Origin of the sequence: Salinispora vitiensis (genome assembly GCF_000378825.1) — a bacterium.
Taxonomy (GTDB): domain Bacteria; phylum Actinomycetota; class Actinomycetes; order Mycobacteriales; family Micromonosporaceae; genus Micromonospora; species Micromonospora vitiensis.
Genome location: NZ_KB900388.1, coordinates 2074813 through 2094696 on the forward strand (window position 1 = coordinate 2074813; position 19884 = coordinate 2094696).

Genomic DNA, 19884 nt, shown 5'->3' on the forward strand with positions numbered 1-19884 from the left:
TGAACACCGCCGCTCCGGGCCAACCGCGTCGCTCAGGGCTGCAGGAGTGTGGTCATCCGGGCGGCCTGGGTCTCCCACCGCCACTCGCGTTCGACCCAGGCCCGACCGGCGGCACCAAACTGGCGAGCCAGATCCCGGTCGGCAAGCAGGGTCGCCACCCGGTCGGCGAGCTGGGCCACGTCCCGCCCCCGCACCACGAAACCCGTCTCGCCGTCGCGCACCGCATCCGGTGCGCCGCCGGAGTCACCGGCCACCACGGGCAGCCCCGTCGCGGAGGCCTCCAGGTAGACGATGCCCAGCCCCTCCACGTCCAGACCCCGGTTCCGGGTACGGCACGGCATCGCGTACACGTCGCCGGCCGCGTAGTGCGCGGGCAACTCCGCCCCCGGTACCGTGCCGGTGAAGACCACGTCCCGCTCGACACCGACCTGCCGGGCCAGCTTCCCCAGCCCGTTCCGGTAGGGCCCGCCCCCGACGATCAGCAGTGCGGTGTCCGGGACCCGGCGGCGGATCTCCGGCAACGCCCGGATCAGCGTGTCCTGCCCCTTTCGCGGCACCAGCCGGGACACACAGACCACGACCGGTCGGTCAACCAGCCCGAGCCGGGCCCGCACCGAGTCGCCCTGGACGGCCGGGTGGTAGGTGTCGAGGTCGACACCGGGCGCGAGCCGACGCAGCTCGGTCGACCCACGCAACGCCCGGTCCAGCCGGAGCCGGGTGTACTCCCCCAGGTACGTGGTCACGTCAACGTCCCGGCCGATCCGCCGTAGTGCGGAACGGGCACCGGGAAGTGCTGCCCAGCCAATCTCATGCCCGTGGGTCTGTGCCACCACCCGCCGCACGCCGGCCCGACGCCGCAGACCCGCGGCGAGCAGCCCGAGTGGTGCCGCTGCACCGAACCAGACCGTATCGCAGTCGTTCTCCCTCGCAAGCTGGGTGACCCGCCGCGCCACCAGCGGGGTGGGCAGCAGCACCTTGGTGTCTTCCCGCACCACCTCGAAGGGCTGTTCGGCGTCGAACTTCTCGGCGCCCCGCCAACTCGAGGCGTAGACCACCACCGAGCCCGCGGGCTGGCGCACCGCGAGGCCATGCACGAAAGACTGGATTCCCCCGGGCCGAGGTGGGAAGTCGTTCGTCACAAGCAACGTTCGGCTCTCGCTCATCGGCTGGTCTTCCTGGCATAGGCGCGGGCAGCGGCGATCCGCTCCACGGTGGACGGATGGCTGGCGGAATAGAGGTATCCCGGCCGGGGCGGGTCGGGGTCGGCGAGGTTGATGCCGGCGAGTCGGCGCTGCATCGCCACGAAGGCGCCCGGGTCCCTGGTCAGCGCCAGCGCGTGTGCGTCAGCCCGTGCCTCGACCCGACGGGAGATCAACGCCTGTGCCGGCGTGGCGACCAGGCCGGCCACCGTCACCAGTGCCAACAGCAACGGGAAGGCCCGCGGCTGGTCGATCGAGTCAACACCGGCCATCCGGAGCAACGGAGCGACAAACCCGAGTAGGTAGAGCGCCACCACCAGCACCGCCGCGCCCAGCGCGCCGGTCAGCGTGCCGACCACCACGTCGCGCTCCTTGGCGTGCCCCAACTCGTGGGCCACCACCGCGGTCACCTCCTCCGGGGTGGCTTCGCGCAGCAGGGTGTCGTAGACGACGATCCGCCGGGTCGGCCCCAGCCCGGACACGTAGGCGTTGACGGCGCGGGTGCGACGGGAGGCGTCCGCCACCAGCACGTCCCGGACCGGTACGCCGTCACGGTCCGCCAGCTCCATCAACTCTGTCCGCAGTGGGCTCGGTTCCAACGGGGTGAACCGGTTGAACACCGGCTCCACCAGCACCGGGAACACGAAGGACAAGAGCATCACCAGGCCGGCTGCCCCGGCCGCGCCGAACGCCCACCACCAGCGCGGCGCCAGCCGGATCACGGTGTAGAAGCCAGCCAGGGCCACTGCCCCGATGACGGCGCTGACCGCGTACGACCGGAGCAGGTCAGCGGTCCAGCCACCCCAGCTGTTGGTCGCCAGCCCGTAGCGAGTGAGCACGCTGTGTCGCCAGGCGGCGAACGGCAGGGTCATCAGGTCGGCGACGAGCACCACGGTGAGCCCACCGAGCACCGCCTGCGCGGCCCAGTGCCCACCGAACGGGCGGCCAACCAGCTCGACCAGGCGACTGCCCAGCGGGGTGAGGCCCAGCGCGAGCGCCACCAACAGGCCGACGCCGAGCGCCGCCCAGCCGCCGGGCCGCAGTGCCGCCCGGAACTCCCGCCCCCTACGCACCTGCTCTCCCGGTAGCTCGTCTAGGGCGGCGAGTTGGTCGGCGCGCGGGGCCGGCGGGCGCTGCCACGGGATCAGCACCGCGGCGGTGACGGCCAGCGCAGCGACCAGCCCGACCAGCGTGAGCAGGGCCCAGCCGCGCGGACTCACCGGTTCGCCTCCCGGCCCACGATGCCGGCGGTCGCGACGGACCCGCCCGCAGCGCGCCATTCCCGCGTCATGCCACTCCCTCCCGCTGTGCGCGCCCATCGTAGTGGCCACCCGGTCCCGACGGACGAGGTGCACACACCATCGACGACAACCGGACGATCGGGGCCGGCCGCAGTAGGTGCGTCGAGACTCCGCGGGCACCACGCGGCTCCCCGCCCCCGGGCACATGCGGCTCCCCGCCCCACGGGCACCACGCGGCCCGCCCCACGGGGCACCACGCGGCCCGCCCCGCTCCGATGGGCAGCTCAGGCCACCCGACGGTGGCGACGGCCGGGCCGGTCCGCCGGAGGCCGGGGCTCCGACAGCACCTGCACGTCGAACCCGGCCCGAGCGAAGACCTCCATCGCCCGTACCTCGGCCGCACCGAACTCCACGGTCTCGTTGAGCAGAACGGTCATCAGGCAACCCGAACAGCCGTCTGCCCGACCCACGCAACCGTCACAGTCGATCAACATCACGCCTCCCGCCGCGCCGAGGGTGACCGGGCCAGCAGGTCGCGCTTCCTGACCACGCCCGCACCCCACCTCTGCGAGGTCCGCCCAACACCGTCGGTCACATCGACGCTAGACACAGCGTATGACAGATCCCGGACAACTAGATCAACTCGCCACCGGGTTCCCCCGGGAGTCAAATCCGACTGCCGCGTCCGCTCGGGCTGAATCCTCCGGCCAGTCAGGAACGGGCCAGCCGGCGCAGCAGCGCGTCGGCGCCCAACGGGTAGGCGCCGTGCCGACGTACGCCATCGGCCACCTCCCGGTCCGCAGAGACCACCACCACCGGCCGCCCCGACGGCTCGGCCCGGACCAGCCGCCGGATCAGCTCATCGGCCGTCTCGCCCTTACGGGAAAAGAGCACCCGGACGCCCCGGGGACTCGGCGGCAAGCCATGCATCCGCTCGGCGCCATCGAAGACCACGGTCACCTCGTCGCCGGTCTGCGCGGCAATCCCCCCCAGCCCGGTGATCAACCGCTTACGCTGCTGCTCCAGTGACATCTCGCCGAAGCCTCGTTTGGTGACGTTGTAGCCATCCACCACCAGATGCGCCCGGGGCAACGCGAGCAGCTGGTCCAACCGGGCCGGATCGTCGGAGTCCCGGGCCCGGGTGGCGACGCCCGTCACGGGAGCGTCGGACCGGTCGGCGAAGGCTTCGGCGACGAAGTCGGCCGGCAAGCTGTCCGCCGGATCCAACGCCAGCTCCCGCCGCAGGCCCACCGCGGCCTGACCGATCGTCTCCAGCAGCAGCCACAACCGGGCGTCGTCAACCGACCTGGACTCCTTGGCACTGGCCCGGGCCACCCCGGCCGCCGCCTCCGCCTCGGCCAGCCGGGCCCGGGCCCGGCGCAGCTCCGCCTCGGCGTCCGCCGTCACGCGCGCCGCCCGGCCCCGCTCGGTGGCGAGCAACTCGCTCGCCCGGCGCTCTCGAGCCTGCGTCTCCCGCAACGACCGGCCAAGCTGCCGTGACTCTTCCCGGAGTTGGCCGATCTCCTCGCGGACCCGGGCCAGCTCGTCGCGGAGTTTGTCTGCCTCGACCCGAACCACCGCACGGTCGTGTTCTGCCCGGGTAGCCCGCTGTTCGGCCTCTCGGACCAGCTCGGCGACGACCGCGCTGTCCGCCTCGGCCCGGACCGCCGCGCCGCTGGACTCGATGAGGTCCCGCCACCCCCGCGGACGCGCCAGGTACGCCAGTGCCGCAACCTCCACCGGCTCGGCGGCGGCCGGCGCGGTGCCCCCGAGCACCGCCGCGCCGAGGTCACCGGCGTCGGCAAGCACCCGCGCGGCTACCCGCTGACGAAACAGTGGGTCGCCGGTCAGCTGGGTCGCGATCATCGGCGCGCCGAGCCGCGCCCGGCGGTTGGGGGCGAACTTGGCCACCCGGCGCAGCGGGACCGGCACCTCGTCGGCGGGCAAGCCGGGCAACACCGCGGCGGCCAGCACCACGATCCGCTGCCGGACCGGCTCCGGCAGCACCGGTTCCGGACCGCCCTCCGCTGCGGGGCCCGCGTCACCCGGCGGCGCGGGACCGTCAGCGGACGACGCGGGACCGTCGCCCGCTGGCGCGGGACCGTCAGCGGATGACACGGGATCGGCCCCGCTGCGGGGTCCGGAACCGGACGCACCGGCGATGCCGGTGCTGGCCGGGTTGGCGGTGGACGCGGTGGCGCCGGCGACAACCGGATCATCGAGAGTGCCCCCCGTACCCTCGATGCCCGGCTCCGGCGCAGCGGCGACCGACTCGTCCACGGGGCGGTGGTCGTCGTCGTACGGCTCGGCGAGGGGCATATGGCAAGTCTCCCACTGTCGCCCGGCGCACCGCCGAGCGAGTGAGCCGATATCTCATCGCAGTACTGCTGTCAACTCTCCGCCGCCCACCGAAGTCGGCGACGCCACGGGCGACACGATGGCGAAGGCCGCGGGGCACGGTGTCGGACCGGGCCGTTAGCGTGCCCGCCGATGGCACCGCAGAAATATGTCCAGGAGTTGTTGGCCGGTCTCGACCCCGCTGTCGGCGGCGTTGACCCGGCACTGCCGCTCCACGCGACCACCTTCGTCGTGGTCGACCTCGAGACCACGGGCGGCGCGCCGGACGGCGGCGGCATCACCGAGATCGGCGCGGTGAAGGTCCGCGGCGGCGAACAGCTCGGCGAACTCGCCACCCTGGTCAACCCCGGCACATCGGTCCCACCCTTCGTCACCGTGCTCACCGGCATCACCCAGGCGATGTTGCGGCCCGCCCCACCGATCACCGAGGTCCTGCCGAGCTTCCTCGAGTTCCTCTCCGCCGACGCGGTCCTGGTTGCCCACAACGCCCCGTACGACGTGGGGTTCCTCAAGGCGGCCTGCGCGGCGCACGGCTACCGCTGGCCGAACCCGCGGGTGCTGGACACGGCGGCGCTGGCCCGACGGGTGCTGACCCGCGACGAGGTGCCCAACCGCCGACTCGGCACCCTCGCGGCATACTTCCGCACCGCCACCCGGCCCACCCACCGGGCGTTGGACGATGCGAGGGCCACCGTTGACGTGCTCCACGGCCTGATCGCGCGGCTCGGTGGCCACCGGGTGCACACCATCGGCGAGGCGATCGAGTTCGCCCGGGCGGTCACCCCGACGCAGCGCCGCAAGCGACACCTCGCCGAGGGCCTGCCCCACGCGCCCGGGGTCTACCTGTTCCGAGGCACCGACGACCGCCCGCTCTACGTCGGCACCTCGGTCGACATCGCCACCCGGGTCCGCAGCTACTTCACGGCCGGGGAGAAGCGGGCCCGCATCTCGGAGATGCTCGCCGCCGCCGAGCGGGTGGAGGCGGTGGAGTGCGCCCACCCGCTCGAGGCCCAGGTGCGGGAGCTGCGCCTGATCGGGACACACGCCCCGCCGTACAACCGACGGTCGAAGTTCCCCGAGCGGGTGGTCTGGCTGAAGCTGACCGACGAGGCGTACCCACGGTTGTCGGTGGTGCGAAACCTGGCCCCGGGGGACGAGGCCTACCTCGGGCCCTTCGCCTCCCGGCGCGCCGCGGAGCTCGCGGCGGCCGGCTTCCACGACGCGATGCCGCTGCGGCAGTGCACGCACCGGCTGTCGCTACGGAAGGCCACGCCGGCCTGCGCCGTGGCCGAGCTGGGTCGCTGCCCGGCGCCCTGCGAACACCGGATCACTCCGGCGGAGTACGCGGACCGCGCGACGACGCCCTTCCGTACGGCGTGTGGCGGCGACCCGCAGGGCGTGGTGGACGCCTTGCTTGGCCGAATCGAGACACTCTCGGCGGGACAACGCTACGAGGAGGCCGCGGTGGTGCGGTCCCGGCTCACCGCCGTGCTGCGCGCGATTATCCGGATGCAGCGACTCGCCGCGCTGACCGGGATCGCCGAGGTGGTGGCTGCCCGGCCGGCGCCGGACGGGGGTTGGGAGTTGGCGCTGGTGCGGCACGGACGGCTGGCCGGCGCCGGGGTGTCCCCGCCCGGAATCCACCCACGACCGACGATCGCCACGATCCGGGCGACCGCGGAGACCGTCACCCCGGGGCACGGACCTACTCCGGCTACCAGCGCCGAGGAGACCGAATGCATTCTGTCCTGGTTGGAGCGTCCGGAGACCCGGTTGGTAGAGATGTCGTCCGCCTGGGCCTCCCCGACCGCCGGTGCGGGCCGGTTCCGAGCCCTACTTACGAAGGCGGCAACCGCGGCTTCCCACCAATTCTCGACCGAAAGCCCATGACCAACTAGCTGATCGGATGACGCTGACTCGCATAAGCTGTTAACAAGTGCAGTCCCGCCCGTTTCTGGGCCGGCTCCCGGTACCGGGCACGGTGACCTGGGGCCGGGGTGAGGAGGTATCCCTCGTGGATGTCGACGCCGGACACGGCGCCGCCTTGGAGGGCGGACTTCCGCCCCAACCGGCGGAGCTGCCGCTGACCCGCCGACTGCGGACCTTGTTGGCTTGGTCCACCACCGAGGCCGAACCGGTTGGTGAGCTGGTCCGCACCCACCGGAACATCCACTCCGGAACGGACCCGTCGGTGCTGCGTCGGGCTTACACGATCGCCGAGACGATGCACCGCGGGCAGTTCCGCAAGAGCGGTGAGCCCTACATCACCCACCCGCTCGCGGTCGCCCAGATCTGCGCCGGCCTCGGCATGGACGCGACCACCCTGGTCGCAGCGCTGCTGCACGACACCGTCGAGGACACCCGCTACACCCTCCAAGCCCTCGCCGACGATTTCGGGCCCGAGGTCGCCCACCTGGTTGACGGAGTGACCAAGTTCGACAAGGCGTTCTACGGTAAGGCCGCCGAGGCCGAGACGACCCGAAAGATGATCATCGCGGCCGGCAAGGACGTCCGCGTATTGATCATCAAACTGGCGGACCGGCTGCACAACATGCGCACACTCGGAGTTCGCTCCGCCGCGTCCCGGGAACGCATCGCCCGCAAGACCCAGGAGGTGCTCGTTCCGCTCTGCGACCGGCTGGGCATCCAGAAGCTCAAGCGAGAACTGGATGACATCGTCCTGATGCACCTGGAGCCAGCGGAGCACGACCGCATCTCCCGGCACCTGCACGACCGGCCCGGCTGGGACGCATACCTGACGGAAATCGTCTCCCGGGCGAAGACGGCGCTCCGCCGTAGCCGGGTCAACGCCGAGGTGAACCCCCGGCCGCGCCACCTCTACTCGATCTGGAAGGACACCGTGGCCGGCGACCACGCCACCCCGTACGACCTGCCCCGGGTCGTAGTCGTCGTGAACGGCCCGGACACCGACTGCTACGCGGCTCTGGGCGCGATTCACGGCACGTGGCCACCGGTACCCGGCCGGTTCAAGGACTACATCGCCTCCCCGAAGAACAACCTCTACCGCTCCCTCCACACGAGCGTTCGCGGGCTGCGAGACCGCACGGTGGAGGTGCTGATCCGCACCGAAGAGATGCACCGCTGTGCGGAATACGGCATCGCCGCCAGCTACCGCTTCCCCCGCGCCCACGTTGACCAGGCCGTTCAGGACGAACGACTGGACTGGCTGCGACGCGTGCTGGACTGGGAACAGGAGACCGCCGACCCGGCGCAGTTCCTGGAGTCACTGCGCAGCGACCTCGCCGAGGCGCAGATCCAGGTCTTCGCCGACGGGCGACAGGTGGTGCTGCCCGCCGGAGCCACCCCGGTCGACCTCGCGTACGAGCTCGGCACCGAGCGCGGTGACCACTGCCTGGCGACCCGGATCAACGGTCGACTCGCCCCGCTCTCCTCCTGCCTCGAGGACGGCGACGTCGTGGAGATCTTCACCGAGACCGAGCAGACGCCCGGTGACTTCGACGGGGCCCCGCGGGGCCCCCGTCGGGAGTGGCTCGGCTTCGTCAAGTCCCCACAAGCCCAGATGCAGATCAACCGCTGGTTCGCCGACCACACCGAACCGGGAATCTCCATCGCCGACAAGGTCCGCCTCGGCCGGGCCGCCGTCGGGCTGGCCCTACGCAAGCACGATCGCGGTCTCGCCAGCGACCTGCCCCTGCTCCGGCTCTCCGAGGAGCTCGGCTACCCCGATCTGGAGACGATGCTCGTCGCGGTCTTCGACCGGGCGATCGCACCGGACGCGGTGGTGCAGCAGCTCATCGACCTGGTCGACCACCGTCGGTGACCCGACCGGCCCCAGGGCCGCAGAGCTTCACCCGACGGCATTAGCCTGAACGCATGATCTGCCGCTTGCGGGTAACCGGACGTGCCGTCGCATACCAGGTCTTCTACCGGCTCCCGCTGCCCGTCCGGCGTCGCCTGGTCCGGCTGACCGTGCCCAAGTACATCGTCGGTGCGGTAACCCTCGTTCGCGACACCGAGGCCACGGGAGCCGGCCGGCTGCTCCTGCTACGCCAACCGCCCGGCCGGGGGTGGACGCTGCCAGCGGGGCTGCTGCAGAAGCGGGAGGCGCCGGTGCTCGGGGCGTGCCGCGAACTTTACGAAGAGACCGGGATCCGGCTCTCCCCCCACGAGCTGACCCCGGCGGTACCGAACGCGGTCGTCCACGACAAGGGTTGGGTGGACGTGGTGTTCACCGCCGAGGTCCCGGCGTCGACCACGGCCCTGCGGGTAGACGGTGCGGAGGTCTTCGAGGCCGCCTGGCACCCGCTGGACGCCCTACCGAAGTTGACCTGGCCCACGGCCCGCCTGCTCGGCTACTTCGACATCGGGCCGCTGGCCGGGCAGTTCCCGCCAGCGCTCCCCGACCACCAGCCGTGACCGCCGTCGAGATCTGCGCGGTGGCCCTCGCCGCTGGCGAGGGCAGCCGGCTGCGTCCGCTGACCGAGCGGGTACCCAAGGCGCTCTGTCCGGTCGGGAACGTCCCGCTACTGGACCGGGTGCTCGCGCGGCTCGCCGGGATCGGCCTGACGGGGACGAGCCGGGTGGCGGTCAACGCCAGCTACCTCGCCGAGCAGGTAGTAGCGCACGTCGGCGACCGGGCCCACCGGTCGGTGGAGCCCGACGGCCCGCTCGGCACCGCCGGCGGCCTGGCGAAGCTACGCGACTGGATCGACGGGCGGGGCGTGCTGGTCGGAAACGCCGACGCCTACCTCGCCGACCCGGACCGTCCACCTGGGCCGGATATCGCCGCACTGCTGCAGGACTGGGATGGCGAGACCGTACGGCTGCTGGGTCAACCCGCCGTGCACCCGACGGCACCCGGCACCTTCGACGGCCACGACTTCACCGGTTTCTCCCTGCTGCCCTGGCGACGAGTTCGGGACCTAGCACCGGAGTTCGGAGATCTAGTCCGGACGGTCTGGCGTCCGGCGGAGGCAGCCGGCGAGCTGACCGTGGTCCCCTATCCCGGCACGTTCTACGACACCGGCACACCCGCCGACTATCTCACCGCCAACCTGCACGCCACGGGCGGCGACGCCCTGGTTCACCCCACGGCGCTGGTCACCGGCCAGTGCCGGTCGGCAGTGGTCGGGGCGGGTGCCCGGGTGCACGGGGCTGTCACCAGGGCTGTGGTCTGGCCGGGCGCCACGGTGGCAGCGGAGGAGCAACTTCAGAATGCGATCCGCGTGGGGACCGACCTCACCGTCGTCGTCAACGAACCCACCGCCGCCGGGAGCGTCTAGCATGAGCGGCGAAGCCGACGAACGGAGCGAACTCCCGTGATCACCGCGATTGTCCTGATCGACTGCGCCACCGACTCGATCCCCGAGGTGGCGGAGGCGCTCGCCGCCCTGCCCGGCGTCAGCGAGGTCTACTCAGTGGCCGGACAGGTCGACCTGGTCGCGATAGTCCGGGTCCGCGAGTTCGAGCAGATCGCTGAGGTGATCGCGGGGCGTATCTCCAAGGTGTCGGGGGTGCTGAACACCGACTCCCACATCGCGTTCCGCGCGTACTCGCAGCACGACCTCGAGCAGACGTTCGCGATCGGCCTCGCCACCGCTGACTGACGGCCGGCACAGGGCGCAGCCACTGCCAGCCGACGGCTGGTCCACCCCGTCCGGGGTGGACCAGCCGTCGACCTACCTTATCGTTGTCCGGGCCTACCTCATCGTGGTCAGCTCGTACCCGGAGCCGGGGTCTCAGTGCCGGTACCGCCGCCCGGAGCCGGTGACTCGGTGGTGCTACCCGGAGCCGGGCTCTCGGTGGTGGTGCCCGGGCCCGGAGTGGTCATACCCGGGCTCGGGGTGCCGGTGCCGGTGCTCTGCGGGACCGGGACACCCAGCTGGTTCGCCAGCTCGACCAACTCGTCGTAGTGGGTCTGCAGGGTCGGCAGCGCGGTCTGCGCAAGCTCGATCACCGACGGCTCGGAGCCCTGCGAGATCTCCGTCTGGGTGGCCTGGATGGCCTGGACGTGAGCGGTCAGGTTACTGGTCACCCAGAGCTGGTCGAATTCCTCGCCACTGGCGTTGTTCATCTGGTCGGTGGCGTCCTGCTGGTCGGCCGTCAGCTCACTCGACAGCTCGACTCCGAGCTGGTTGGCGACCTGTTGGACCGTCTCGTCCAGTTGGGTGTGGTCAGTCCCGATCTGTTGGCCCAAATTCTTGACCCCCTGGTCCTGGGCCTTCTGCCCGGCCAGCTCCCCCTTGCCGATCTCAAACTGATTCACCTGGTGTAGGGCCTGCAGGTACTGGGTGTCCTGCTGTGACGGCTGCGCCGCGGCGTGGGCGGCCGCGGCGGGTGCGATACCCACCAGCACCAACGCGGCCAGCAGGCCCAGGCGTTTGAATCCCAACATTCGTCCTCCCCTAGAGACGTTGGACCGCACGGATACCCGGCTGGCCGGGGTTATTCCTCGGTCCCGGCCCAGGTATGCCCAACAGACGTGGCGCCCGCCGGAAACTCCGGCGGGCGCCACATGCGGCTACGTCGCGGGTGAGGTCAGCGGCGCTCGCCGCTGGTGATCTCCGAACGCTCGGTGTCCGAATCGACCGGGGGTGCCGGCGATACCGGCGCCTCGGCGGGCTTCTCGATCGGGTAGAAGAAGCCCCGGATCGCCGGGCCGAGCGCGCCGAGCCGGTTCATCTTCTTCGGCACCACCCAGCCGACGTACTCCAGCTCGCCGTCCTCGCGGTGGAGCGGCTGGTGTACCTCGACGAACCGACCGTCCGGCAGCCGCCGGATAATGCCGGTCTCGACGCCGTGCGCCAGAACCTCCCGGTCGTGCTGCTGTAGCCCCAGACAGATCCGGTAGGTGACGAAGTACGCCAGCGGTGGGAGGAGCAGCAGACCGATCCGGCCACCCCAGGTCATCGCGTTCAGGCTGATATTGAACTTGTCGGCGATGACATCGTTCGCCCCGGAGAGCGCCAGCACCAGGTAGAAGGTGACGGCCATGGCGCCCAGCCCGCTTCGGGCCGGAACGTCCCGCGGCCGCTGGAGCAGGTTGTGGCTACGGTAGTCCTTGAGGCGCCGCGCCTCGATGAACGGATAGAGCACGGACATACCCACCAACACCCCGGGCAACACGACCGTTGGCCAGAACAGCGGCGGGATGACGTACCCGTCGCCGATCGGAATGTTGATCTCCCAGGCGGGCATCAGCCGGGTCGAGCCGTCGAGGAACATGACGTACCAGTCGGGCTGGCTGGCAGCCGACACCACCCACGCCTCGTACGGCCCGAACAGCCAGATCGGGTTGATCTGGAACAGGCCAGCCATCAGCGCGATCACGCCGAAGACGACCATGAAGAAGCCGCCCTGCTTCAACGCGTAGCGCGGGAACATCCGCTCGCCGACCACGTTGTCGTTGGTCCGGCCGGGGCCGGGCCACTGGGTGTGCTTCTGCTTGAAGACCAGCCCCAGGTGGGCGCCGATCAGGGCGAGCAGCAAGCCGGGGATGAGCAGTACGTGCGCGATGTAGAACCGGCTGACGATGATCGTTCCGGGGAACTCGCCGTCGAAGATCGAGGACGTGACCCAGGAGCCGATCACCGGAATCGACAACATGATGCCGGAGGCGATCCGGAGCCCGGTGCCGGAGAGGCCGTCGTCCGGCAGGGAGTAGCCGGTGAAGCCGGCCAGGAAGCCGACCCAGAACAGCAGCGAGCCGATGATCCAGTTGGTCTCCCGCGGCTTGCGGAACGCGCCGGTGAAGAAGACCCGCAGCATGTGCACCACGATCGCGGCCATGAACAACAGGGCCGACCAGTGGTGCATCTGCCGCATGATCAGGCCGCCGCGGACGTCGAACGAAATGTCCAGACTGGAGGCGTACGCGGCGGACATCGGCGTGCCCCGCAGTGGGGCGTAGCTGCCGTTGTAGATCACCTCGGTCATCGCCGGCTCGAAGAAGAAGGTCAGGAAGACCCCGGTGAGCAGCAGCACGATGAACGAGAAGAGCGCGATCTCACCCAGCAGGAAGGACCAGTGGTCCGGGAAGACCTTGTTCAGCAGCCGACGGAGCGGGGTGGCCGCCTGAAAACGGTCGTCCACTCCCCGGGCCACGTTCCCCGGGACGGCTGCCATCTCAAACTTGCGCCGCTTCACGGCCGCTCCCAGAAGTCGGGCCCGACGGTCTCGGTGTAGTCGGACGTGGCCACGAAGTAACCCTCGTCGTCAACGACGATCGGCAACTGCGGCAGCCGACGGCTGGCGGGACCGAAGATGGGCTTCGCGTTGTCGGTGATCAGGAACTGCGACTGGTGACACGGGCAGAGCAGCCGGTTGGTCTGCTGTTCGTAGAGGCTGGCGGGGCAGCCAGCGTGCGTGCAGATCTTGGAGTAGGCGGCGAAGTTGCCCCACATGAAGTCGTCGTGGCCGATCCGCACGTTGGCCTCGCGGGCCTCCTGCGCATCCGTGTCCCGAAGGTGGATCAACAACGCCGGCGAGTCCGCGTACTTGTTACTCACCCCGTGTTCGATGCCGGGGAAGACGGTGATCTGGCCACCAGCGCTGACGTCCGCCGGGCGGATCGGGCGGCCGTCCTCACGGACCAGCCGGATCTTCTGTCCGCCCTCGGTGGGCGCGAAACCCGTGGTGAACATCTGGTTGTTCTTGTGTGGCTGTGAGATCAGGCCACCCACCAGCGGCGCCGCAGCCACCGCGCCGACCGGCGCGAGACCGGCCAGCAGGGAGACTCCCAGCAGCGGCCGGCGCTTCACGCCCAGCTCATCCGCCATGTAGAGCATCGTCTGTCCGGTGATCTTGCGGTCCCGCTCGTTGACGCCCTCATGCCGGTCCTGAACCGACACCTCCTTGGGCAGCAACTTCTTGCCCCAAGTGAGGACGCCGAAGCCGATGCCGAGCAGGGAGATGCCCAGGGTGACGCCGAGCAACGGCGTATACCACTTGTCGCCGCCGTAGCCCAGCTCGTACTCCCAGGGCCACCAGATGTAGATCGCCAGGAAGGCGGTCGCGGAGACCCCGGTCAGCAGGAAGAACAGGGCGACCGTACGGCTCAGTCGCCGCTCGGCCTTGCTGCCCGGCACGACCTGCGGCTCGTAGTGCACGATCTGAATGTCGTCCTCACGGGCGCCCGCACGGACGATGTCGAAGCGACTGAGATCCGGATCATCCAGATCGACCGGCTGGTCGCCGCCCGCGTGTCCAGGGTGAGTGGTGGTCATGCCGTCACCTCGCTGTGGGCGGTGCCGACCCGCGACACCGGCGCAATGTTGGTCAGGAACCGCCCGGTCACGACTTACCCGCAATCCACAGGGTGGTAAAGACCAGCGCGACGATGCCGACCAGGAAGATCGCCAGGCCCTCGGTCGAGGGGCCGTAGCGGCCGAGGTTGAAGCCACCCGGGTCCTGGTTGTGGTTCAGGTTCTCCTGGATGTAGGCGATGATGTCGGCCTTCTGCTCGGGCGTGATCTGGTTGTCCCCGAACACCGGCATGTTCTGCGGACCGCTGAGCATCGCGGCGTAGATCTGACGGTCGCTGGCCGGCTTCAGGGTCGGCGCGTACTTACCCGAGGAGAGTGCGCCGCCACCACCACCGAAGGCGTGGCACTGCGCGCAGTTGATCCGGAACAGCTCACCACCGGCGGCGAGGTTGCCGTCCTCGTGGAGATCCTCGCCGGGCGGCAACTCCGGGCCGCCGCCAAGCTCCTGGATGTACTGCCCGAGCTGACGGATCTCATCGGGAGTGAAGACCGGGGGCTTGCGGGGCGCCTGCGCCTCCTGCCGGACCATCGGCATGCGACCCGAGCCCACCTGGAACTCGACCGAGGCGGAGCCAACACCGACCAGGCTCGGGCCGCGCCCCTCGACGCCCTGCGCGTTGCGACCGTGGCAGCTCACACAGCTTTCGTTGAACAGCGCCTTGCCGTCCGCGGCGACGCCGGACATCGGCGTGTCCTGCGCCTGCACGCTGGGGGCGAAGGCGGTGTAGGCGCCGCCGGCCAGCATCAGCGCTGCCAGCAGCCGGACCGCGGCACCCAGCCGGCGGCGGCCCCGGCTGCGCGCCGCGGGCCGCCCGCGCAACCGCGCGAACAGACCGCGTCGGCGGTCGTTGTCAGAAGTCATGACCTGTGTCCTTAACCGGTTGGACCTTGCATGAGGGGACGAAGCAGCGGCGCGGTTCGGGGCGCGCCAAGATCACTGAAGCCAGTAGATCATGCCGTAGAGCGCGATCCACACCACATCGACGAAGTGCCAGTAGTACGACACCACGATCGCCGACGTCGCCTGTGCCGGCGTGAATCGACCCATGGTGGTGCGAATCATGAAGATGACGAAGGCGACCAGACCACCCGCCACGTGGAGGCCGTGGAAGCCGGTGGTGAGGTAGAACATCGAGCCATAGCCATCTTCGTTGATCTTGACGCCCTCATGGATCAGCTCCCGGTACTCGTTCAGCTGGCCGAGTACGAAGATCAGTCCCATCACGAAGGTGATCGTGAACCAGCGCCGCAGGGCGTGCACGTCCCCCTTCTCCGCGGCGAACACGCCGATCTGGCAGGTCACCGACGAGAGCACCAAAATCACCGTGAACGTCGTCGCGTACGGAACATTCAGGTGCGGCGTGTGCTCCGCCCACTGCTCCGGCGCCGCGGCACGGATCGAGAAATACATCGCGAACAGCGCCGCGAAGAACATGAGTTCGCTGGAGAGCCACACGATCGTCCCGACGCTGACCATGTTGGGTCGCGTCAGGGAGTGGATCCGGCTCTTGTCAATCGCTGGGGCCGCAGTCACGCGGTCATTATTGCCGTTAAGCAAGGCCGGCGATCAGCGGGGGCCCAAACCGGTGCTCCGGGCAGCCCGATCGGGGGGGTCCGTTTAGCCTCACCTAGGGTGAAAACGTGCAGCGCGTCGATCCAGTCTCCATTGCTACCGAAGTCGCCGCACCAGCCGCGACCTCGGTCGCCGCACCTGCGGCACCCGCGGCCGTCCCACCGCCGTTCAGCCTTACATCGATCTTCACCGAGGTGCAGCCGGTCAGCTGGATCGCGGTCGGCTTGGCGCTCGCAGCTGGACTCTACCTCTACGGTGTACGCCGGCTTCGGGTGCGCGGTCACCGTTGGCCGGTAACCCGAACGCTACTCTTCCTCGGCCCCGGCCTCGGCGGTGTCGCCACGGTGACCCTCAGCGGGCTGGCGGCCTACGACACGACGCTGCTGTCGGTGTACCTGACGCAGCATCTGGTGCTCTCCATGGTGGCACCGATCTTCCTGGCCCTGGGCGCCCCGGTCACGCTGGCGCTACAGGCGTTGCCACCGCACCCGCGCGAACGGCTGCGAACGCTCGTGCACAGCCGGTTCGCCCGGCTCTGCAGCTACCCCCTGGTCGCCTTCGCGATCTTCATGGTCACCCCGTTCGCCCTCTACTTCACCGACCTGTACCGCTACACGCTCGAACACGCGTGGGCGCACGAGTTGGTCCGCGCACACGTACTCCTGATCGGATGCGTCCTCTTCTGGCCGCTGCTCGGGCTCGACCCGCTGCCCAACCGCTGGCCCTACCCGGGCCGGGCGCTGCTGATGCTGCTCTCCGTGCCGTTCTACACCGTGCTCGGACTCACCGTCATGCAGTCAACCGCCCTCTTCGGTGGCGACTGGCATTCCTCGCTCGGCCTGACCTGGGCCGACCCGTGGGAGGACCAGGTGATCGCCGGCGGCATCCTCTGGGCCGGCGGCGAGTTCGTCAGCGTCACCATGCTGGCGGTGCTGATCGTGCGCTGGATGCGCCAGGCCGAACGGGAGGCCCGCCGGATCGACCGCGAGCTGGACCGCCAAGAGGCCGAACAGCGGGCCAGCCCGGCGGTGGGCTGACCGCCGGGCCGGGGAGCACCGCCCGCGGAAGCCCTGCTGGGTACGCCCGGTACGATCGGCAGATAGCTACGAGGTGGGAGCCAGTTAAGCAATGAGCGATCGTCGGTGCACTGTCCTGCTCTACAGTGACGACCCACAGGTCCGGGACCGGATGCGACTCGCCGTCGGCACCCGACCCGCACCCGGCCTCCTGGTTGAGTTCGTCGACGCGTCCGACTACGACGAGTGCATCCGGCTGGTCGACGACTACGAAATTGATCTCCTACTCCTGGACGGCGAGGCCCACCCCGGCGGCGGCCTCGGCATCGCCCGGCAGATCAAGGACGACCGGGCCGACGCCCCGCCCACCTGCGTGGTGCTCGCTCGCGCCGCCGACCGATGGCTCGCCGCCTACGCCGAGGTTGACGCCACCCTGGTGCACCCACTCGATCCGGTGGCCACCGGCACGACCGTTGCCGAAGTGCTGCGGACCCACGCACCGACCTGACGTCCCCACTCCGGCACCGCCTCGGCGCCGGATCCGCCGGTGCCGGATCCAACCCCTGGACCGCTTGGGAGGACCCGATGGGCGAACGGACCTGGCCGCACCTGCTCGCCGCGCTATTGCGCGGCGACGAGCTATCCACCGCTGACACCGCGTGGGCGATGGGTGAGATCATGTCCGGATCGGCGGGCCCGGCGCAGATCGCCGGCTTCGCCGTCGCGCTGCGGGCCAAGGGCGAGACCCCCGCCGAGCTCTCCGGCCTGGTCGAGGCGATGCTCACGCACGCCGTTCGAGTCGATCTACCCGCGGAGCTACGCGCCACCGCAGTGGATGTGGTGGGCACCGGTGGCGATCTCGCGCACACCGTGAACATCTCCACCATGGCCTCCCTGGTGGTCGCCGGTGCCGGCGTACGGGTCGTCAAGCACGGCAACCGGGCTGCCTCCTCGTCCTGCGGTACCGCGGACGTACTGGAATTCCTCGGCCTGCCACTGGACCTGGGCCCCGAGGCGGTGGCGACCTGCGTCGCCGAGGCGGGGATCGGCTTCTGCTTCGCCGCCCGGTTCCACCCCGGAATGCGCCACGCCGGCCCGGTCCGTCGGGAGCTGGGCGTACCAACCGCCTTCAACTTCCTCGGCCCACTCACCAACCCGGCTCGTCCCCGAGCCGGCGCGGTCGGCTGCTTCGACGCTCGGATGGCGCCGGTCATGGCCGCCGTCTTCGCCGCCCGCGGCGACTCGGCTCTCGTCCTGCGCGGCGAGGACGGGCTCGACGAGTTCACCACCGCCGCCCCCACCCGCGTCTGGGCGGCACAGAACGGCACGGTCTCCGAGACCGTGCTCGACGCGACCGACCTTGGGATACCCCGGGCCACCCTCGCCGACCTCCGTGGCGGCGACATCGCCTACAACGCCGACGCGGTACGCCGCCTGTTGGCTGGGGAGACCGGGCCGGTGCGAGACGCGGTACTGGTCAACGCCGCCGCCGCGCTCGCCACCCAGGGGCCCCTGAACACAGACCTGACCGAGGCGCTCCGGGCCGGCCTCCTCCGCGCCGCCGATTCGATCGACTCCGGCGCCGCGGCCCAGACTCTGGACCGCTGGATCGAGGTCGCCCAGACCGTCCGGCCGGCGACCGTCTGAGCCAAACGCAGACCGACCACACGGTCACCGGACCAGCTCAGCCAAGGCCGGAGCAGCTCAGCCAAGGCCAGACCGGCTCAGTTGTGTCGCGTCGAACGGCCCGTTCCCTGCCGGGAACGGGCCGTTCGACTGGTAGTGCTCAGTGCTCGGCGGTGCGCCGGGTGCCGCTGTAGTACTCGAAGAGCAGGCCACAGGCGGCGAAGACAACCGCCAGCAGGCCGACAGCCAGCAGCCAGAGCTGCCAGAACACGAGGCCGAGACCGGCGATCGTGGCCGCCAGCGCGATCCCGAACGGCCAGTAGCTGCCCGGGCTGAAGAAGCCCACCTCACCCGCGCCATCAGCGATCTCCGCATCAGCCCGGTCCTCGGGGCGCAGATCGATCCGCCGGGCGACAAACCAGAAGAAGCCGCCGCACATCAGGCAGAGCGCGAAGCTCAACAGCAGGGCGATGGTGCCAACCCATTCGATCTGGCCGCCGTCACCGTAGGTCCAGCCCCCATAGAGCGCCGCGGCGAAGAGCAGGAACCCGGCGATGATGAGGAAGATGCGCCACTCGGTCTTCATGCCTGCTCCCTCAGTTACCCGCGCCGCTGGCCGACTTGTCGGGGTTGAAGTTCGACTCGGTGCGTCGCGTGTCGAACGGCTCCGTGGTCATCGCGTACGGATCCTCGCCGATCGCGGTCAACGCCGCCTGCGTGGACTGTCCATCCTGCTTGGCGGCGAGGAACTGGTCGTACTTCTCCGGCGAGACCACCCGCAGTTCGAAGTTCATGAAGGCGTGATAGGTGCCGCACAGCTCGGCGCAGCGGCCCACGTACGCACCCTCGCCCTCGAGCTTGGAGACCTCGAAGACGTTGCGAATGCTGCCGGGGAAGACATCGCGCTTGAACAGCATCTCCGGCACCCAGAACGAGTGGATGACGTCGCGGCTGGTCTCCTCGAAGCGGATCGACCGGTCCGAGGGCAACACCAGGATCGGGATGACCTCGCTGGTGCCGAGGACCGAAGCGACCGTGTTGGCCTCCACGCCCTGGCCGTCGCGGTAGTTGAACTGCCAGTTCCACTTGAAGGCGACCACCTCGACGGTGACGTCCGGGTCCCGGGAGGTCTTGCCCACATCGGTCTGCACGATCGCCGTGTAGTAGAAGAGCACGGCCACGATCAGGATCGGGGCGATGGTGTAGAGGAACTCCATCGGCAGGTTGTAGCGAGTCTGCACCGGCAGCTCGTTGCCCCGCTTCCGGTAGCGCACCACACACCAGAAGATGAGGCCCCACACGAAGACACCGACCGCGAGCGCCGCGATGCACGAGGCGATCCACAGGTCGTACATCCGGTTCGCCTCGGGGGTGATGCCACCCTGCGGCCAGCCGAAGCCGCCGAACGCGGCGCCGACATCGCAGCCCGTGAGCAGGACCAGCAGTGCCGCTCCGCCGAGACCGAGCCCGGCCACCCGGCCGGCACCCCGCACCCGGCGCCCACCGGCTCCCGAGTACGCGCTGTGCCGTACGGCCGACGGCCGTACCTCCGAACTCCTTGCGACCACCTGGTCCTGCCTCCCTAGCGCGCCGCCTCATTTTGTCTGCCGGCCTCCGCCGGTGGAG

The 19884-nt window shown here is 70.1% G+C and carries 19 protein-coding genes; 8 read left to right on the forward strand and 11 right to left on the reverse strand.

The genetic code is table 11. The annotated features are described in order from the left end of the window. Window positions 1-32: 32 nt before the first annotated feature. From SALPAC2_RS0109540 to SALPAC2_RS0109555, 4 genes are all read right to left on the reverse strand, one after another. A complete protein-coding gene (locus tag SALPAC2_RS0109540) occupies window positions 33-1163 on the reverse strand; it encodes a glycosyltransferase family 4 protein (RefSeq protein ID WP_026184579.1) in 1131 nt (376 codons plus the stop codon). Then, window positions 1160-2419, reverse strand: a complete 1260-nt coding sequence (locus SALPAC2_RS0109545; protein WP_018216435.1) for a M48 family metallopeptidase — start codon at window positions 2417-2419, stop codon at window positions 1160-1162. Before SALPAC2_RS0109545 ends, SALPAC2_RS0109540 begins: the two co-directional genes overlap by 4 nt. A gap of 305 nt (window positions 2420-2724) precedes the next feature. After that, window positions 2725-2934, reverse strand: coding sequence for a hypothetical protein (locus SALPAC2_RS0109550; RefSeq protein ID WP_018216436.1), 210 nt, complete (start codon window positions 2932-2934; stop codon window positions 2725-2727). Between the two features lie 217 nt (window positions 2935-3151). Further along, window positions 3152-4759 carry an NYN domain-containing protein gene (locus tag SALPAC2_RS0109555; protein WP_018216437.1) on the reverse strand — a complete coding sequence of 536 codons (1608 nt, stop codon included), beginning with the start codon at window positions 4757-4759 and terminating at the stop codon, window positions 3152-3154. Between the two features lie 171 nt (window positions 4760-4930). On the opposite strand from SALPAC2_RS0109555, the gene SALPAC2_RS0109560 reads away from it, so the two are divergent. From SALPAC2_RS0109560 to SALPAC2_RS0109580, 5 genes are all read left to right on the forward strand, one after another. Then, window positions 4931-6688, forward strand: coding sequence for a DEDD exonuclease domain-containing protein (locus tag SALPAC2_RS0109560; protein ID WP_018216438.1), 1758 nt, complete (start codon window positions 4931-4933; stop codon window positions 6686-6688). A 124-nt stretch (window positions 6689-6812) separates the two neighbouring features. After that, a complete protein-coding gene (locus tag SALPAC2_RS0109565; protein WP_026184580.1) occupies window positions 6813-8600 on the forward strand; it encodes a RelA/SpoT family protein in 1788 nt (595 codons plus the stop codon). A 53-nt stretch (window positions 8601-8653) separates the two neighbouring features. Next, window positions 8654-9196, forward strand: a complete 543-nt coding sequence (locus SALPAC2_RS0109570) for an NUDIX hydrolase (protein WP_018216440.1) — start codon at window positions 8654-8656, stop codon at window positions 9194-9196. After that, a complete protein-coding gene (locus tag SALPAC2_RS0109575) occupies window positions 9193-10062 on the forward strand; it encodes a sugar phosphate nucleotidyltransferase (RefSeq protein ID WP_018216441.1) in 870 nt (289 codons plus the stop codon). The genes SALPAC2_RS0109570 and SALPAC2_RS0109575 overlap by 4 nt, the downstream gene beginning before the upstream one ends. A gap of 36 nt (window positions 10063-10098) precedes the next feature. Further along, complete coding sequence (locus tag SALPAC2_RS0109580; RefSeq protein ID WP_018216442.1) at window positions 10099-10386, forward strand: Lrp/AsnC family transcriptional regulator; 288 nt, start codon at window positions 10099-10101, stop codon at window positions 10384-10386. A gap of 107 nt (window positions 10387-10493) precedes the next feature. Here the strand turns inward: SALPAC2_RS0109580 and SALPAC2_RS0109585 are convergent, their stop codons facing one another. The 5 genes from SALPAC2_RS0109585 to ctaE all read right to left on the reverse strand — a co-directional run bounded on the left by SALPAC2_RS0109585 (window position 10494) and on the right by ctaE (window position 15577). Continuing rightward, window positions 10494-11174: a DUF4142 domain-containing protein gene (locus SALPAC2_RS0109585; protein ID WP_018216443.1), complete on the reverse strand. Its 681-nt coding sequence runs from the start codon at window positions 11172-11174 to the stop codon at window positions 10494-10496. Window positions 11175-11317: 143 nt separating this feature from the next. Further along, complete coding sequence (qcrB, locus tag SALPAC2_RS0109590) at window positions 11318-12925, reverse strand: cytochrome bc1 complex cytochrome b subunit (RefSeq protein WP_018216444.1); 1608 nt, start codon at window positions 12923-12925, stop codon at window positions 11318-11320. Beyond that, complete coding sequence (qcrA, locus tag SALPAC2_RS0109595; RefSeq protein WP_018216445.1) at window positions 12922-14004, reverse strand: cytochrome bc1 complex Rieske iron-sulfur subunit; 1083 nt, start codon at window positions 14002-14004, stop codon at window positions 12922-12924. Before qcrA ends, qcrB begins: the two co-directional genes overlap by 4 nt. A 67-nt stretch (window positions 14005-14071) precedes the next feature. Beyond that, the gene (qcrC, locus tag SALPAC2_RS0109600) at window positions 14072-14905 is read right to left on the reverse strand and encodes a cytochrome bc1 complex diheme cytochrome c subunit (RefSeq protein WP_018216446.1); all 834 of its coding nucleotides are present in this window, start codon (window positions 14903-14905) and stop codon (window positions 14072-14074) included. A 72-nt stretch (window positions 14906-14977) separates the two neighbouring features. Then, entirely contained in the window at window positions 14978-15577 is a 600-nt protein-coding gene (ctaE, locus tag SALPAC2_RS0109605; RefSeq protein ID WP_018223187.1) for an aa3-type cytochrome oxidase subunit III, read from the reverse strand. 107 nt (window positions 15578-15684) lie between these two features. Between ctaE and SALPAC2_RS0109610 the strand changes: the two genes are divergently transcribed. The 3 genes from SALPAC2_RS0109610 (at window position 15685) to trpD (ending at window position 18279) form a co-directional block, all read left to right on the forward strand. Beyond that, the gene (locus SALPAC2_RS0109610; protein WP_018216448.1) at window positions 15685-16653 is read left to right on the forward strand and encodes a cytochrome c oxidase assembly protein; all 969 of its coding nucleotides are present in this window, start codon (window positions 15685-15687) and stop codon (window positions 16651-16653) included. 91 nt (window positions 16654-16744) lie between these two features. After that, a complete protein-coding gene (locus tag SALPAC2_RS0109615; RefSeq protein ID WP_018216449.1) occupies window positions 16745-17140 on the forward strand; it encodes a response regulator in 396 nt (131 codons plus the stop codon). Window positions 17141-17217: 77 nt separating this feature from the next. After that, on the forward strand, window positions 17218-18279 hold the full coding sequence (gene trpD, locus SALPAC2_RS0109620) for an anthranilate phosphoribosyltransferase (RefSeq protein ID WP_018216450.1): 1062 nt from the start codon (window positions 17218-17220) through the stop codon (window positions 18277-18279). Between the two features lie 139 nt (window positions 18280-18418). On the opposite strand, the gene SALPAC2_RS0109625 is transcribed toward trpD, so the two are convergent. Further along, window positions 18419-18844 (reverse strand): cytochrome c oxidase subunit 4, encoded by a 426-nt coding sequence (locus SALPAC2_RS0109625; RefSeq protein WP_018216451.1) that lies wholly within the window; start codon window positions 18842-18844, stop codon window positions 18419-18421. 10 nt (window positions 18845-18854) lie between these two features. Continuing rightward, window positions 18855-19826 carry an aa3-type cytochrome oxidase subunit II gene (gene ctaC, locus SALPAC2_RS0109630; protein ID WP_026184581.1) on the reverse strand — a complete coding sequence of 324 codons (972 nt, stop codon included), beginning with the start codon at window positions 19824-19826 and terminating at the stop codon, window positions 18855-18857. Window positions 19827-19884: the final 58 nt, after the last annotated feature.